General features: G+C 59.7%; 16 protein-coding genes. 6 read left to right on the forward strand and 10 right to left on the reverse strand.

Annotation, left to right across the window (positions count from 1 at the left end; all coding sequences use genetic code 11):
* On the forward strand, positions 1-966 hold the full coding sequence (locus tag KUV52_RS03105) for an ABC transporter permease (protein ID WP_222524455.1): 966 nt from the start codon (positions 1-3) through the stop codon (positions 964-966).
* 87 nt (positions 967-1,053) lie between these two features.
* On the opposite strand, the gene KUV52_RS03110 is transcribed toward KUV52_RS03105, so the two are convergent.
* The 3 genes from KUV52_RS03110 to KUV52_RS03120 form a co-directional block, all read right to left on the reverse strand.
* A complete protein-coding gene (locus KUV52_RS03110; protein ID WP_222524456.1) occupies positions 1,054-1,542 on the reverse strand; it encodes a DsrE family protein in 489 nt (162 codons plus the stop codon).
* A 303-nt stretch (positions 1,543-1,845) separates the two neighbouring features.
* Positions 1,846-2,037 (reverse strand): DUF3185 family protein, encoded by a 192-nt coding sequence (locus KUV52_RS03115; protein ID WP_222524457.1) that lies wholly within the window; start codon positions 2,035-2,037, stop codon positions 1,846-1,848.
* Between the two features lie 219 nt (positions 2,038-2,256).
* Complete coding sequence (locus tag KUV52_RS03120) at positions 2,257-3,153, reverse strand: LysR family transcriptional regulator (RefSeq protein WP_222524458.1); 897 nt, start codon at positions 3,151-3,153, stop codon at positions 2,257-2,259.
* A 102-nt stretch (positions 3,154-3,255) separates the two neighbouring features.
* On the opposite strand from KUV52_RS03120, the gene KUV52_RS03125 reads away from it, so the two are divergent.
* Positions 3,256-3,855, forward strand: coding sequence for a short chain dehydrogenase (locus KUV52_RS03125; RefSeq protein ID WP_222524459.1), 600 nt, complete (start codon positions 3,256-3,258; stop codon positions 3,853-3,855).
* Positions 3,856-3,980: 125 nt separating this feature from the next.
* Here the strand turns inward: KUV52_RS03125 and KUV52_RS03130 are convergent, their stop codons facing one another.
* Entirely contained in the window at positions 3,981-4,709 is a 729-nt protein-coding gene (locus tag KUV52_RS03130) for a thiol:disulfide interchange protein DsbA/DsbL (RefSeq protein ID WP_222524460.1), read from the reverse strand.
* A gap of 190 nt (positions 4,710-4,899) precedes the next feature.
* On the opposite strand from KUV52_RS03130, the gene KUV52_RS03135 reads away from it, so the two are divergent.
* Positions 4,900-5,280, forward strand: coding sequence for a hypothetical protein (locus KUV52_RS03135; protein WP_222524461.1), 381 nt, complete (start codon positions 4,900-4,902; stop codon positions 5,278-5,280).
* On the opposite strand, the gene KUV52_RS03140 is transcribed toward KUV52_RS03135, so the two are convergent.
* Positions 5,255-6,466 carry a multidrug effflux MFS transporter gene (locus tag KUV52_RS03140; RefSeq protein WP_222524462.1) on the reverse strand — a complete coding sequence of 404 codons (1,212 nt, stop codon included), beginning with the start codon at positions 6,464-6,466 and terminating at the stop codon, positions 5,255-5,257. The genes KUV52_RS03135 and KUV52_RS03140 overlap by 26 nt on opposite strands.
* Positions 6,467-6,580: 114 nt before the next feature.
* Here KUV52_RS03140 and KUV52_RS03145 point away from each other — a divergent pair, with 114 nt between their 5' ends.
* Positions 6,581-7,540, forward strand: coding sequence for a LysR family transcriptional regulator (locus tag KUV52_RS03145; protein ID WP_222524463.1), 960 nt, complete (start codon positions 6,581-6,583; stop codon positions 7,538-7,540).
* On the opposite strand, the gene KUV52_RS03150 is transcribed toward KUV52_RS03145, so the two are convergent.
* The 3 genes from KUV52_RS03150 to KUV52_RS03160 all read right to left on the reverse strand — a co-directional run bounded on the left by KUV52_RS03150 (position 7,537) and on the right by KUV52_RS03160 (position 11,061).
* Positions 7,537-8,835 (reverse strand): anaerobic C4-dicarboxylate transporter, encoded by a 1,299-nt coding sequence (locus KUV52_RS03150; protein ID WP_222524464.1) that lies wholly within the window; start codon positions 8,833-8,835, stop codon positions 7,537-7,539. The two genes, KUV52_RS03145 and KUV52_RS03150, sit on opposite strands and share 4 nt — an antisense overlap.
* 123 nt (positions 8,836-8,958) lie before the next feature.
* Positions 8,959-10,140 carry an outer membrane protein assembly factor gene (locus KUV52_RS03155; RefSeq protein WP_261389836.1) on the reverse strand — a complete coding sequence of 394 codons (1,182 nt, stop codon included), beginning with the start codon at positions 10,138-10,140 and terminating at the stop codon, positions 8,959-8,961.
* 3 nt (positions 10,141-10,143) lie between these two features.
* The gene (locus KUV52_RS03160; RefSeq protein WP_222524465.1) at positions 10,144-11,061 is read right to left on the reverse strand and encodes a hypothetical protein; all 918 of its coding nucleotides are present in this window, start codon (positions 11,059-11,061) and stop codon (positions 10,144-10,146) included.
* A 321-nt stretch (positions 11,062-11,382) separates the two neighbouring features.
* On the opposite strand from KUV52_RS03160, the gene KUV52_RS03165 reads away from it, so the two are divergent.
* Positions 11,383-12,636 carry a DUF4056 domain-containing protein gene (locus KUV52_RS03165; protein ID WP_222524466.1) on the forward strand — a complete coding sequence of 418 codons (1,254 nt, stop codon included), beginning with the start codon at positions 11,383-11,385 and terminating at the stop codon, positions 12,634-12,636.
* Here the strand turns inward: KUV52_RS03165 and KUV52_RS03170 are convergent.
* Positions 12,558-12,923, reverse strand: a complete 366-nt coding sequence (locus KUV52_RS03170) for a hypothetical protein (RefSeq protein ID WP_222524467.1) — start codon at positions 12,921-12,923, stop codon at positions 12,558-12,560. The genes KUV52_RS03165 and KUV52_RS03170 overlap by 79 nt on opposite strands.
* Before the next feature lie 262 nt (positions 12,924-13,185).
* Between KUV52_RS03170 and KUV52_RS03175 the strand changes: the two genes are divergently transcribed.
* A complete protein-coding gene (locus KUV52_RS03175; RefSeq protein WP_261389872.1) occupies positions 13,186-14,112 on the forward strand; it encodes an S-adenosylmethionine decarboxylase proenzyme in 927 nt (308 codons plus the stop codon).
* A gap of 61 nt (positions 14,113-14,173) precedes the next feature.
* On the opposite strand, the gene KUV52_RS03180 is transcribed toward KUV52_RS03175, so the two are convergent.
* Entirely contained in the window at positions 14,174-15,718 is a 1,545-nt protein-coding gene (locus KUV52_RS03180) for a diguanylate cyclase domain-containing protein (RefSeq protein ID WP_222524469.1), read from the reverse strand.
* Positions 15,719-15,757: the final 39 nt, after the last annotated feature.

A 15,757-nucleotide genomic window follows, 5' to 3' on the forward strand; every position in this document is an offset into this window, starting at 1 on the left:
ATGTTTGAGACCATTATCCTGTTGCTGGACGCCACCCTGCGCGTCTCCACACCGCTGCTGCTGCTGGCTCTGGCGGGCCTGTTCTCTGAGCGCTCCGGCGTGGTGAACATCGCCCTTGAGGGTAAGCTGCTGGCTTCCGCCTTTGCCGCTGCCGCCACCGCCTTCGCCACCAACAGCGTCTGGCTGGGTATGCTGGCTGGCATGGTGACCGGTGTGATGATGAGCCTGATCCACGGCTTTGCGTCCATCACCCACCGTGGCGACCAGATCGTTTCCGGTACCGCCATCAACATGCTGGCGGCGGGCCTGACCATCACTCTGGGCCGCTACTGGTTCGAGATGGGCGGACAGACTCCGGCCCTCTCCGGTGGCCAACGCTTCCAGGCGATCACGCTGCCTCTGGCTGAGATGCTGGCGGACGTCCCGGTGATCGGTTTGCTCTACTCCAAGCTGCTGTCCGGCCACACCCTGCTGGTGTACCTGGCCTTCGCCATGGTGCCTCTGTCCTGGTGGATCCTGCAACGCACCCGTTTCGGTCTGCGTCTGCGCGCCGTAGGGGAGAACCCGCACTCCGTTGATACCGCTGGTATCTCCGTAACCTGGCTGCGTTACCGCGCCCTGATCATCGCCGGTATCCTGGCGGGCATCGCCGGTGCCTACCTCTCCACCGGTCATGCTGCGGGCTTTGTGCCCAACATGAGTGCCGGTAAGGGCTTTATCGCACTGGCGGCACTGATCTTCGGTAAGTGGCGTCCGGTTCCGGTGATGCTGGGCTGTCTGCTGTTCGGCTTCCTCGACGCGCTGGCGGTTCGCCTGCAGGGCGTGGAACTGCCGGTTGTTGGCGAAGTGCCGGTACAGGCGATCGAAGTGTTGCCTTACGTGCTGACCGTACTGCTGCTGGCGGGCTTTATCGGCAAAGCCGTAGGTCCGAAAGCGGTAGGCCAGCCTTACGTGAAGTCTCGCTAATTCCCCCGGGTTTCGCGGACAAAACAAAGCCCCCTTTATGGGGGCTTTTTTGTTTCTCTTAAAAGGGCCCTAACAGGCCCCTTCCGGTTACATCACCACGATGGTGCCGTACCCCTGAGCCTGGTAACCAATCAAAGAGATAAAGGTATTACCGACCAGCTCAATCCCCGGCAGCAATGCCTTCTCTTCCACATTGAACAGCCCGGTTGCGATGGCGCAGGCTTCAAGGTGCACCCCTTTGGCAGCCAGACGGGCAATCAGCGCCGCAATCTGCTGCTGAGTTGCAGCATCGGCGGTACTGTCATCAATGAACTGCACCGCCGGCCCACGAAAGGCGATAACGAAGTCGGGAGATACCCCCTGGGCCACCAGGCCATCGTAGGTTTTCTCAATGACCTGTAGGTAGAGAGGCAGTTTCGCCTCCTCCGCCAGATTGATGTCGAACAGCGCTTTACCCTGGCTGACACCGGTCAGAGCCCGGCTATCCAGCGGCGCCTCAGCGGCGGTCACAGTGGGCAGAGAGAGGCAGCACAGCAGCGGCAGAGTGGCCAGAAACCCGTGTTTGATACGAGACATAACGATTCCTTCCTTACGGCTTTATACAAGTGGGGAGAATCGTGCCTCAATCATTAATTAAGATAAATCTAATTTATCTATTTCTAAACCATTGATCACAAACTGGATATAAGCCACACCGCCAACTTGTGCAGTAACGCACGTATCGTTGAGCCGGCCTTACATGAAATCCCTCAAAGGCCAGGCGTTTCCCAGAAACAACAAAGCCCCCATTCGGGGGCGTTGTTTCCGGGGCCGAATCGGCTATCCGGTAATGCGGGCCCGGTCATCCAGGCCGCATCTATCTGGCGACGTCGAAACGGATCACTTCAGCCGCGTCAGACCGATCAGCGCCAGAATCGCACCGCCGACCATGCCGGCCCAGGCTTCAATCGGCGTTTCTCCGCTCAGGGCGCGGGTTACCTGAGAGCTTGCGGAGTCGTAGATGTTGTAACCCCAGAAAGCCAAAGCAACGCCTGCGACGATAAGCACAATGCCAATAATCTTATTATTCATTTTCACTCCAATGGTGTTTAACCGTTACGTTTACCGGCCCGGAACTCACAACGCCCTTAGCCTCAACATGCAATGAGAACTCATTAATGTTGATGACATTTTTGACACAATCACAGAGTTTGCCAGCGAGGAGCCCACCCTGTCCACCAGCGAAAGCGTGACCTCTCTGGCGCAAACGGTGACGAATTTAACGATGCGCCCCACTCACCCACCAGCACGTTACAGGGCAAGAGTTTCCGGCTTATGCTGCAGCAGGTGATCCACCAGCGCCCGCACCGGAGCACTGGTGGTCCGGTTGGCCGGATAGATCAGTGAAATCGGGAATGGGGGCAGACGATACGACTCCAGCACCGACACCAGCCGCCCGCTGTCCAGATAGGGCGCCACCATAAATCGGGGCAACTGCGCAATGCCCAGACCATCCGCAGCGAACTGTGCCGCCAGCTCACCCTGGTTCACCTCCAGAGTGCCGGGCACCCGGATTTGATGCTCCTGCCCCGCCTCCTGGTAGCGCCATCGAGTCAACTGCGGGTTGGAGTTATCAACAATGCAGCGATGCTGGCTCAGCGACTTGGGGTGCTCCGGTGCACCATAGCGCGCCAGATAGTCCGGGCTGGCGACAAAGTCGATCGACACCGTGGCGTAGGGGCGCGCCACCAGACCGGAATCCGGCAGGTCACCCACCCGAATCGCCAGATCCACTCCCTCCTCCACCAGGTTGACCTGCCGATTGACCAGCAGCCAGCTGAGAGAGACCTCGGGATGGTCACTCAGAAAGTGACTTAAGGCGGGCTGCAGCCCCAGTTGGGCGCTGTGCAGGGGAGAGGAGATGCGGATGCGTCCGGCGATGGCGCTGCGCCGATCGATAGCCCCCTGCTCCAGCTGATCCAGACGGGACAGAATCGCCTCAAACTCGGCCAGAAAGTGGTGCCCCTCCGGCGTCAGGTTCATTGAGCGGGTACTGCGTACCAGCAACTGGCAGCCATAGTGCTTTTCCAGCTCCGTAATCTGGCGGCTCACTGCGGAGTTAACGATGCCCAGAGTCTTGGCGGCACCACTGAAGCTGCGCTGTGCAACCACGGCGACAAAGGTGCGCATCGCGTTGAGCAGATCCATTTTTCTCATAATGTGAAAAGTCATTTCATTACGACGTTATTTTTCGATTATGCGCACAGGAGTAGGCTGTGTCCAAGTTCAAACGCCCCAGTGGAGAGTGAGATGAAGGTATTACTGATCGGTGCCACCGGCACCATTGGCAAAGCGGTAGAGCGCGCCCTGAGTGACCAGCACGAGTTGATCACCGTGGGTTTTCGGGATGGCATGCATCAGGTTGATCTGGGCAATCCGGCTTCGATTCAGCGCCTTTTCGAAACGGTCGGCAAGGTGGATGCCATCATCAGCACCGCTGGCCTGGCCAAGTTTGGCCCAATGGCACAGCTGTCGGACGCAGACTTTGACCTGGCACTGCAAAACAAACTGATGGGGCAGGTCAATCTGGTCCGCATCGGCCAGTCCTATGTGAACGAAGGCGGCTCAATCACCTTGACCTCCGGCATCCTCTCCCGCCATCCGATGCCGGGCAGCAGCAGTATCGCCATGGCCAACGGGGCACTGGAAAGCTTTGTCCGGGCCGCCGCCCTTGAGCTGCCACAACTGCGACTTAATGTGGTCGCCCCGGCCTTCGTCAAGGAGACCATGGCGATGATGGGGATGGACTCGACCCATGGCATCAGCGCCGCCGACACCAGCAAAACCTACCTGGCGGCCCTGTCCGGCAGCCACCATGGTGAGACCCTGGATGTGACCGACCACCTCTGAACCCCTTAACCCCTGTGGTGGCAGGACAGGGAGCGTCCTCTCGCCCACTCTCAGGGGCCAATCACTACAAATAAAAAACGCCGCCCAATCGGGCGGCGTTTCCTGTCTGCGGCATCCCGCAGGAATTACTTGTTGGCCAGGTAGGCCATCAGGTCAACCAGCTGACCAACAGACTCGATCTGGTTCAGTTCGATCAGGTACTTGTTGTTTACCACGAACGCCGGGATGGAGCCCACCTGGTACAGGCGCTGCTCTTTGGCCCACAGCTCAACCTGCTCGGAGACAGCCGGAGTTTGAGCAATCTTGTCGAACTGAGCGGCGTCTACGCCGTTCTCAACGAAGATGGCGCGCACATCCGCCAGGCTGTTGATGCCTTCACCGTGAGTGTCGCCCGCGGTGTGGTTGTGGTCCTTACCACCCATCAGCGCGAACATCGGATCTTTGATCAGCTTCTGCTGGCCCATCTCCTGCACGGTGGCAAAGGCGCGGATAACCGCTTCGTAGGTTTGGTGGTCTGCGTCGTTACGAGCGAAGTTTACGTGCTTCTGCTCAAAGGTCAGGCCCTTGGCTTCGATCGCCGGAACGATGGTGGGCAGGAAGCGAGACTCCATGTTGTAGCAACCGCCACAATAGAAGGAGAAGAACTCGGTAACGGTGGGCTGCTCAACCTTACCGTTGGGGTTAACCACCCGGTAGTGCACGCCCTCTTTGAACTGAGCAGACTGGTCTGCCTGCTGAGCCACCGGAGCAGCGGCCTGAGGCGCAGCAGCCTCAGTCTTGGCAGGAGCTTCAGGAGCGGATTCGGAACAACCGGCCAGGATCAGGGCCAGGGCGATACCAAGGATCTTTTTCACGATGGTTTCTCGTAGTTTGGTAGACAAATTGCCGCAAGCATAGCGCCTGGAGCCTGTCCAAGGTCAAGCATTTGTGGGTAAAACGAAGTGAAAGGGTGAACCGAATCACCGGAAAGAAAAAACCGCATCCATGCAGGGAACCCTAAGTTCAGGTTATAGTCTTAACCCGCTTATTTCGATGGAGTTACCCATGCCCCTGGCGTTCCTACTGCTGCTGGTGTCCGGACTGGCAGCCTGTGCAGGCAAGGCCCCCATCCCGCCTCCGCCTCAGCACTTTTTCAATACCGAGCAGGGGCCGGATGGCGAAACGCGCTTCACCTTCAACTACATTCAGCCGGAGCAGGAACGCCGCTCCCGTCGTCGGGAGCAAGCATTACTGGTGGAGGTGCCGGACTCCAGAGATGCGAACGCTCCGGTGTTGCCAGGACAGGGGCCGATGATTGACCAGCATCAGCTCTACCTGGACCTGGAGAAAGCGCTGGATGAACGGCAACTCTGTTTAAATGGCTACCGTATCGACCAGCGCTATCCTACTCGCCAGGGGGTCAGTTTGCGGGGGCGTTGTCGCTGACCGGCATCATCGCCGCCATCACCTGCTGATGGCCAGTCCGGTTCAGGCGGGCCAGGCCCAGCCAGACCATAGGCAGCACCATCAGCACCGCCAATGACGCTACCGACGGCAGCGGCATTAGGTTGACCAGCCCCACCAGCAGTGACGCGCCAGTCATCTGGAACAGTCCCATCAGCGCCGAAGCGGTACCGGCCCGCTCACCAAAGGGCGCCAGCGCCGATCCCCCACTCACAGCAAAGACAAAGCAGAAGCCGATGCTGGCGATAAAGACCGGACCCATAAAGGCCAGCGGGTGAGCGATGTGGCTCAGGCCCAGAAGGCTTAGTGCCGCGATAAGACACAGCACCACGGCCAGCTTGAGACCCGCCCGTTTACCGATGCGCGCCACAATGCTGGGAGCCGCAAAGGCAGCCGCGATGTTGATCGCCGCGTTGGTGCCGAACCAGAGGCTGAACGCCATCGGGCTTTGCGCCATCTCGACCATCAACTGAACCGGTGCAATGCTGACATAACCGATGATCACTGCCATCGCCAGCATGATAAAGCCGGTGTGGTACTGGAAAACCGGATTGACCAGCACCGGCTGATAGCGGGCCCAACTTACCAGTGCGCCGTCGCTACGGGTGTCTGCAGGTCGAGTCTCCGGAAGACGCCAGGCCACCAGGACACCGGCAAACAGCGCGTACGCGGCCATAAAGTAGAAGGTCGCACGCCAGTCCCACAGCTCAGCGAGAACCCCGCCCAGTAGCGGCGCCAGGGCCGGTACTACGCAGATCACGCCGTTGAGATAGCTGTAAATGGGGCCGGCCCGCTCCGGTCCGTAGCTGTCCCGTACGCCGGACATGGCGGCAACCACCACGGCGCAGGCGCCAAAGCCTTGCAGCAAGCGCGCCAGCCACAGCACTTCAATCAGGTTGGCCCAGGCGGCCAGAAGCGACCCGGCCAGATAGAGGGCGATGCCCGTCAATGCCAGCGGGCGACGACCATAGCGATCCGCCAGCGGGCCTGCCAGCAGTTGTCCCAGACCCATCGCCAGCAGAAATACGGCTACGATGGCCTGAACCTGAGGCAGGGGAGCGCCAAGCGCCGAAGCCATCTCAGGCACGGCAGGCAGGAAGATGTCGATGGCCAGCGGGCTGAATGCCACCAGCAGCATCAGAAGAACGAAAGGAACGGGACGAGTCATGGCACCACTTCAATGAGGATTGAGGCCGCCATTGTAGGCAAGCCAAGTTATGATAAATAATGATTTGTTGTCAGCTGACACTTTCCAAAATGGAATAAGTTAAAGGAGCGCCCCGTGGCCCTGGATATTCTGGACCTGAACCTGTTACGCCTGATGCTGGTGCTGCTTGAGGAGGGCAGCGTCAGTGCTGCAGCCCAGCGTCTGCATCTGAGCCAGTCCGCGGTCAGTAAGCAGCTCAGCAAGCTACGGGAACAGTTGGGCAAGTCGCTGGATGACCCCCTGTTTGTTCGCGCCGGGCAGGGTCTGGCTCCCACCCCAAAAGCGTTGGCACTGGAGCCGAAGTTGCGCCAGTGGCTGCGTCTCTCCTGCGAATTGCTTATCCCACCTGGGTTCGACCCCAACACGGACCAGCGCCAGTTTCGGGCCAGCGTGGTGGAAACCGCGTTTCCCAGCCTGATGCACCGGGTACTGACCGACCTGCAGGTGCAGGCCCCCGGCATGCGGCTGGATATGGTGCCTGGCTCTAACGACAAGCTGGAGCTGTTGGCCCGGGGCCAGTTGGACCTGCTGCTGTTGGCACGGGACACCGACGAGCGCGCCCGGGCGCCATGGCACATCCGGGATCTGCCCAATCTGCCCCAGCTGGAGCTCTATCAGGACATCAACGTCTGTCTGGTTCGGGAGGACCACCCGGCGCTGGATGGCGGCTGGGATCTGGAGCGCTTTCTCGATCTGAACCATATCCAGATCTGGGTTGAAGGCACCGAGCTGTGGCTGATGGACCATGTTCTCGCCACCTCCGGCATGAAGCGCCCGGTGGCGGTACAGGTACCGGATTTTCACAGTGCGGCGTTGATGGCACAGCACACCGACATGGTGTTCACCAGCGCCAGTGTGTTCGCCCACCAGTTGGCGGCGCGTTACGCCCTGGCGGTGCTGCCACTGCCGCTGCAGTTGGCGCCGATCAGTTACCGATTAATCTGGCCGGAAACGCTGGACAGCGACCCGGCCCACCGCTGGCTGCGTGGCTTTATTGCCGAGCGCAGCCAGGGCCTGGGGGCGTGTGGCGCTTAGAGCACCACGGAGCCGATGGCAAAGCCGAAGGCCACCGCCAGCGTGATGGCCACGACGCCGGGCAGCAGGAAGGGGTGGTTGAACACGTACTTGCCGATGCGGGTGGAACCGGTGTCGTCCATCTCCACCGCCGCCAGCAGGGTCGGATAGGTGGGCAGAACAAACAGGGCAGAAACCGCCGCAAAGGAGGCCACAATCACCAGCGGCTCCACACCCATGGCAACAGCGGCAGGCATCAGCGCCACGGTCGCTGCCGCCTGGGAGTAGAGCAGCATGGAGGCAAAGAACAGCGCCACCGCCAGCAACCAGGCGTAGTTCTGAACCAGCTCACCCGCCACCTCTTTGATGGAGTCGATGTGGGCGGAGACAAAGGTGTCACCCAGCCAGGCCACACCCAATACACAAATACAGGCGCTCATCCCCGCCTTAAAGGTGCTGGCGCCCAGGATCTGAGCGGTATCCACCTTGCACACCAGGGTGATCAGGGCGGCGGCGGAGAGCATCAGAATCATGATCGCCTGGTCACGGGCCATCACCGGATTCTCAATCAGACCAACGCTGTCGCTGATAGCAGTGGCGTAGCCCACGATGGCCAGAATGGCGACCAGGAAGATCCCCACAGCGCGCTTTGCGCCGGGCTTGATCGCCAGCTCATCCGCCTTAGTGGCACGCACCAGACCTTCCGCCAGACGCTTCTGGTAAACCGGGTCCTGATCCAACTCCACTCCCTGACGGTTGGCCACAAAGGCGGTCAGCAGAACGGCGGCCAGAGAGGCGGGGATGGAAACGGCCAGGATGCTGAGGTAATCCACGCCCAGCGGGGCAAGGATGCCGGTCAGGGCAACGACGGCAGCGGAGATGGGGGAAGCGGTGATGGCGATCTGAGAGGCGACAACGGCGATGGAGAGCGGACGTGAGGGGCGGATCCCCTGCTCTTTCGCGACTTCGGTAATCACCGGCATGGTGGAGAACGCGGTGTGGCCAGTGCCAGCCAGGAGGGTCATGCCGTAGGTAACCAGCGGCGCGATGTAGGTGATCTGTTTGGGGTTCTTGCGGATGATGCGTTCAGCGATCTTAACCAGGTAATCCATCCCTCCGGCTACCTGCATCGCGGCGATAACGGAGATCACCGACATGATGATCAGGATAACCGAGGTGGGAATGTGACCCGGCGTCATCCCCAACATCGCCAGCACCAGCACACCCAGACCACCTGCGTAGCCTATGCCAATACTGCCGAGGCGACTCCCTAACCAGATGGCTAACAGTACAACACTCAACTCGACAAACAGCATGGGCTCTCCTGGGGCAGTGATAAAAAAGCGCGCGCATTGTATAGAGTTTGTCGAAATGGCTTTGTGACCGGCCTCAAAGCCTGTCGATCACAAAGTGAGATTACCTCGGCAGTTTCGCTCTGCTCAGAACGCCTCATTCACGGCAAAGTAGAAGCCGTTCTCGCCGTTACCAAAGCCCATATCCAGACGCAGGTTGACCCGCTGCTTGATCTCAAAGCGGTAACCCACCCCAAGCGTGTGCAGCCACTTCTCGTCGCCCAGCTCGGAGACCTTATCGGCCAGGGTGCCAGCGCCAACCCAGTACACCATGCCGTGGCGTCCACCCAGCGGTTGACGGTATTCCACCTGGGCCAGGGTCATCTGCTTGTCCCGGTAGCGCCCCTGTTCATAGCCGCGCAGACGAGAGGCGCCGCCCAGCGTGGCCATCTGGTCCCACGGTACGTCGCCATGGTTAAACTCGCCGACCCACTGCCACGCCAGAATGCCGGGCAGGGACTCCAGCGCCCAGTAGTCACTGTAGTTCAGGGTGACCTTCTGGAAATCGGTATCGGAGCCGAACGTATCGTCATAGAACACCACGTCCGCCTGCAGCAACCGCCCCCGGCTGGGGTTCAGAATAAAGTCCCGGGAGTCGTGCACCAGATGCAGACTGGGGCCCGCGCTGAAGCTCTTCTCCGGGAACATGGCCGCCGGTGTATCCAGACGCACCGCGCCTGGAGCCGTAGGCTCCACCTCACGGGCTTTGACCCCAACCAAGTCAAAACCGGCGCCAATAAAGGTGCTGGGCAGAACCCGCATCATCGCCTGCGGCTTAAAGCGGTACTCGGTCAGCTCAAAGTTGGTCAGGTTGGAGCGCTGCCGTCCGTTATCCAGACCAATGCCATAGAACACGTCCGGCGCATCCTGAAGCTCCGCATCGATAAAGAGTCGGTACTTGTCCTCTTTGAGGAAGGTACGGCTCTCCACACCGATGCCCAGGGAGCCGTTGATGGAGCCGAAGCCGTTGATGGTGATGGAGCTGGGCTGAGAGACGGTATCCTCGCGATCCACCAGGTAGAGGCCTACGGTGGATATGCCGATCCCCAGGCTTTTCTCCGGGGTGTAGAAGGGGCCGGGCATCACGCTCCAGTCGATCCCCTTATCCGGGTCAAAGCCGCCATCGGCCCCCAGCTCCTCCAGCACCTTGGCAAACCACTGCTGGCCCCGCTCATACAACGAGGGGTCGGCCTCCGGGGCCATTTCAGTGGCCTGAACCGGTGCAGCACTCAACAGCAGCGCCGCGCTGATCAACAGATGACGGGCCATCGATCAGAACCGCCTGCTGACGGACATAAAGCTGGTGCGACGTGCGCCAAAGCCCGACTCAATCAGCAGCTCCCAGTCGCGGCTCAGGGCATACTGCGCCCCTACCACGGTGTTCCAGCGGGAGGTGCCCTGCTGCGATACCTCAAAGCGACCGTCCGGTGCCAGACCGGCGATCAGATCATTCAGTTCAGGGGGCAGGCCCAGATCCAGCAGGCTGCCGGTCAGGTACTGATCCACCTTCTGATACATGGCACCGGCAAAGATCCGCAGCTCCCGGCCACCATCAAACTCCCAGCGGTAGCCCACTCGGGGGGCTGCCACAAAGCTTTTGATGTCGCCATCAATGATGTTCATGGAGGTGTAGGTGTAGTTCATGTCCACCAGGGCAAACCAGTTGCCCACGCCGCCAGCCAGGGTGGTGCCCACCCCGTAGGTACCGCCCTTCATCTCCAGAGCAAAGGGGGCGCCGATGGCGATGTCAGAGGCTTCGTTAATGCCTCGACAGAGCACCCTGTTGGCAGCATCGGTCAAGGGATTCCCGGTAGAGCTGAGGTTGTCTTGATCGCAGCTCAAACCACGAATGGTGGCCACGCTATCCCCGGAGGTGTAGCCGAGGATCCCGTAGACGTTCATAAAGGGGAAGATCCAGACATCACCGCGCAGGGTCAGGTTATAGCCATCGAAGTCGGCTTCCGGCGCATTGATGTCCAGGGCCTCCAGTACCGGGTGGCCGGTCAGCTCAATGCTGTTCACGGTAACCGGGTTGCTCATATCCATATAGGAGAGAGAGAGGCCATAGGGCTTGGGCAGGGTGTAGCCACGCGCCTCCGCCTCATCCCCCCAGATAGGGAAGAAGGAGTCTTGAGCCTGTGCATTGGCGCACACCACCAGGGCGGCCATGGAAACAATCGAACGGAACATAATCAGGAACACTCACACACAAAAAAAGCGGCCAACTGAGCCGAGGCTCGCGACCGCAAAATACTCTGGTAATGTTTGCACTAGCCCGACGGAGTGTACTGTTAAAAGGCTAGATCAAAACTGAACGGCCGGTGATACCAGAGAGGCTGGATCAGACCTGAACAGCAACAGAACCGGGGATTTCGCTATCATGGCGGCTGCACTACAATCCGCAGCCCTAAAAGATTGAGCGCATTATAATTAGCCAATCAGCCAATGGGTATGACGTATGGGCTTTTTTTATCCGGCTGCGCCTTAAAGACACACCTGACAGGGGTATTGATGACCACCTCCCGACTGTTTCTGCTGACCACTCTGTTTATTGCAGGCTGCGCCTCCCCCACCTGGCAGGGCCACCCCAAGCCGGATGAGAGCGCCATCAGTCGGGCGCTTAACGGCAGCGACCAACCGGTGGCGATCTGGGATCTCCCCCCGGAGAGCCTGCCCAGCTTCCCGGTGCCCCAGAATGTGCGCCCCTGCTGCGCATTCGGCAATCTGCAGAAGGTGAAAGTCGGTCCGGTGCCTATTCCCCTGTTCCGGCTCGGCAATACCGTTGCCCCCAATAAGGTTGGCCCTCACCGCTTTGATGGCGGCACCTTCAACTACACCTCCTCGGGCATGAGTGGCAACAACAACCGGGGAAGCGAAAACAACGGCGTGCTCTACACTGCGCGCGGTGGCTTTATCGATCTGGCCCACGTCCGCGATACCGCAGACGATACGGTAGCCCTGTTTTTCCAGATCTTCCGCAAGCTGGGCGAGGCTCACATCATTGAGGTGCCGGATGAAATCGGCCGTCGATACGTTCGGATGCATGCCTTTGACGTCAGTGAACTGAGTGGCCAGGAGCGCTGGCAGCTTTCCGCCGCACTGGCCGCCCGTCTGGCCTACTTCAAGGCAGAATCCCATGAGATCGCCCAATGGCATAACTACGCCAGCTTTGCCGGGTGGCCGGAAACCGTCTCCGCCTTCTCCCCGGAAGACCTCTACTCCAATATGCTGGGCGCCAAACTCACCATGGCCCTGATTAACGCCCAACTGGTACTGAACGATCAGCTCTACAACCAGAGCCTCACGGTTTGGCTGGATGCCACTCTGGAGTGGCTGGGCGAAGTGGATAAGAAGACCACCAACGCCCTGTTTGATGTGGTGGATGGCCATTGGTGGGACTCCACCCGTCCCATCCCGGACAAGTTTATGGTGCTGAAACGCCATTACGGGCTGGGGGATCGGCAGTTGCCCTACCTGGTGCCGGAATCGATGGCTGCGGACCATTCCGCCTGGCCCAAAGTGGCTGCGCTTTACCGCAAGCCCAATACCCCTCACAGTCTGCATCTGACCGATACGCTGTTTGGGCTGGCACTGGATGATCTTGGAGAGTTGGTGATGGAGGTGAGCGACGGCTACGCCGCCAGCTTTGCTGATATTCCGGAATCCCTATGGCGCGACGGTTTCACTCACCGGGAGTTTTCGGAGATCGCTTCATACGCCGCACAGGCCGATGCGATACAGCTGGAAGCACTCTCCACGCCCTGAACAAATGGGGCTTCAACCGGCAGGTAAAGTGACAGTCGTTTGAGCCCCGGTTCATCCTCAAACGCCAGTGGCGCATCCGTGTATTCCGCTAACGCGGTCAGCAGGCCCATCAACTGCTGGCCGTTTGGCGTTTCCTGATAATGCCAGCGGTGCCAACACCCCTGAGGCACACATTGCGGCTCGATCTGTACCAGCCAGGGCCAACTCAGAGAGGCTGGCTCTGCCTGCGCAAACCTCCCCCAAAACATCATCAAAATCAGTAACCCGCATTGTTTTAATGGCGTCATGGCAGCCTCTTATCTATGACGTGCTGCTAAGTGTAGTGAAACCGAAGTGGCACCGGGGGGGGAAATGCGTATAATCGCCGCCACTGTGCGCGGCCCGGGTCAATTTTTGCGCCCCGCTTTGCCCTTCTGGCGGAGCGCTCGAACCCGGAATTCGCCAGGAGGGCGGTTGATGAGTTCATCAACCAAACTCGTTGGGGGGGAGGTAAGGCCATACTTACCAAACCATGCTTTTCTGCCTTCAACGGGAGTAAAACTGAAAATGATGTTCTTCGAGGGCTCCGAAAAAAAAGTCGAAGCGGTGCTCAAGCCGGGTCATAACTCGCTTCGAGCACTGGGAAAACCTTTCTGGGAAACCATGGTAGCCCAGGCAAACGCTACCATCCTTTCCTCTGTTCATAACGAACACTGCGACGCCTACCTCCTTTCGGAATCCAGCCTCTTTGTCTGGGATGACCGATTCCTGATGCTGACCTGCGGTACCACTACCCTGGTTCAGGCGGTTACCGAATTCCTTAAGCACTTCAGCCAGAACGAACTGGCGATGCTCACCTACCAGCGCAAAAACGAATACCAGTCTCACCTGCAGAAAAGCAGCTTTGACGAAGACCTCGCCGCGCTGCAAAGCCTCCTTCCCGGTTGCGCATGGCGCCTGGGACACCTGGATGGCCACCACAACTACATCTTCCACAGCGATGCGCCGTACCAGCCGGACGCCGATGACGCCACAGCTGAACTGCTGATGTACCACATCCAGGGTGCCGCCGCGGATTACCTGCGCAGCACCAATCAGACCGTTGAGGGTGTGCGCGAGCTGTTTGACTGGCAGGGCATGTTGCCTGATTTCCAGTTCGACGACTTCCTGTTCGAGCCCTTTGGCTACTCCATGAACGGGATCCGAGGCGAACACTACGTCACCGTGCACGTGACGCCTCAGGAAGACAGCTCCTACGTCAGCTTTGAGTCCAACCTGGACCAGGCCGAGCTGATCCCGGTGCTGAACCAGCTACTGCGTCGACTCAATCCGCAGAGCTACGACATCATCAGTTTCAATCTGGATGCAGAGCTGGACCACGATGCCCGTGCCCAGCGTGTCGATCAGGCCCGTCAGGACCTGCCCATCGGCTACCGCATGCAGTTCGCCCACTACCTGGTGCCGCCGGCCCAGCCTTTGGGCGCCATCCAGCTGTAACGTGATACAGGGCTTGCTTCGGCAAGCCCTGCTTGGTTTCAGAGGCGGGAGTCCTCCGCCCTCAGGGCCGGTTTGGCCCCATCTTGTCCACCCCACACCAGAGTGCCACGCCGTCCCGCCCCTCGGATTTCACCCGGTAAAGCGCCCTGTCTGCCTCCTCCATCAGCTCAGGCAGCGTCAAACTGAGATCCACCGGGTTATGGCCAACCGGCAGATAGGCGATGCCGATACTGACGGTCAGGCGACCGCTGAGACCCGGCGAGCTGATGGTCAGATGACGGATCCGCTCGGCGATGGTCCAGGCCAGCTTTTCCAGCTCCGGTCCCTGGGGCTCGGTAATGCCGAGAATGAACTCCTCTCCTCCCCAGCGACTCGCCAGTTCACCGCCGCGTCGGGTCACTGATTCCAGCACCCGCGCGACTTTGGTCAGCACCTCGTCGCCGGTGCCGTGCCCGAATCGGTCGTTAAACTGTTTGAAGTGATCGATGTCCACCATCACCACCGCCAATCCCCGATGATGGCGAGCCAGTCTGCGCCACTCCTCATCCAGAAACTGTTCCATCGCCCTTCGGTTGGCCAGCCCGGTCAGGGGATCGGTACGGGCCATCTGGTTCAGCTGTTCACGCTGCTGATAGAGCATTCGCATCAGGCTGTTAAAGGCGCTGGCCAACTGACGAAACTCCAGAATGGAGGCGGTATTGCCCATCGGGCGAAACTGCTGGTTACGCTCCATCGCCCGGATCTGCGCGACCCCACGCTCCATCGGCCGCACCAGCAGATGTCCCATCAACAGATTGACCAGCACCACCATGACCCCTAGCGCCACAAACGCCAGCCACTCGTAGCGGGTCAGTGAGGTGGGGGGCTTGGTGGTGTGCTCCAGTTCCAGCACCAGCGTAGGGCGCCCCAGCGCATCCCGTACCAGGATATCTCGTTGCGCCTTGGGCAGGCGGAGTGTCTCCGGCGACATCAGGTCAGGCAGGGTTTCATCTTCAAGGGCTGCGGGTCTCAACGTGAACGCCAGACCACTGGTTTCCATTATTCGTTTCCGGAACGCTTCCCCCATATGACGCAGCACCATCAGATAGCCGTGACCACAATCATTACCCATCGGATTACAGACGGTGGCCGCGGCATAGAGGAAGGGCTGGCCACCCTGCCGCAACAGCCCGCTGCGATGCCGGGGTCGATGAGGGTCCAGCACCGGCATCAGTTTGGCTCTCTGAAAGGCGTCATCGCCCATCAGCATCGGCAGGGAGAAGTGGGGGTCGTTGTCGTAATAGCGCAGCGCCAGGGCATCGTCGTAGAGAAACAGCGCTTGAAGCGTAAAGCCCTGATGCAGCGGCAGGGCGCCCTGTTGGACCTGCTGACCATCCAGGTAAGCCATCAGAAAGTCATCACTGGCCATGTCCTGCGCCATCAGAGCCAAAGCCATCTGGCGGGCCTGAAATTGAAACTTCAGCCCGCGGATCTCCTGCTGCTGAGTGGCCAGCACCTCACCATTGACGTAGGGCAGGATCACCAGATTTCGCAGTAGCAGGTACCCCAACGCCAGCACCAGCACCAGGGCCAAAGAAAAGAGCAGCGCCAAGCGCTTCAAGGGCATAGGCAAACTCCGCGTATCACCCATTGAGTGTGGCACGAT

The sequence above is a fragment of the Ferrimonas balearica genome, from assembly GCF_019802055.1.
Taxonomy (GTDB): domain Bacteria; phylum Pseudomonadota; class Gammaproteobacteria; order Enterobacterales; family Shewanellaceae; genus Ferrimonas; species Ferrimonas balearica_A.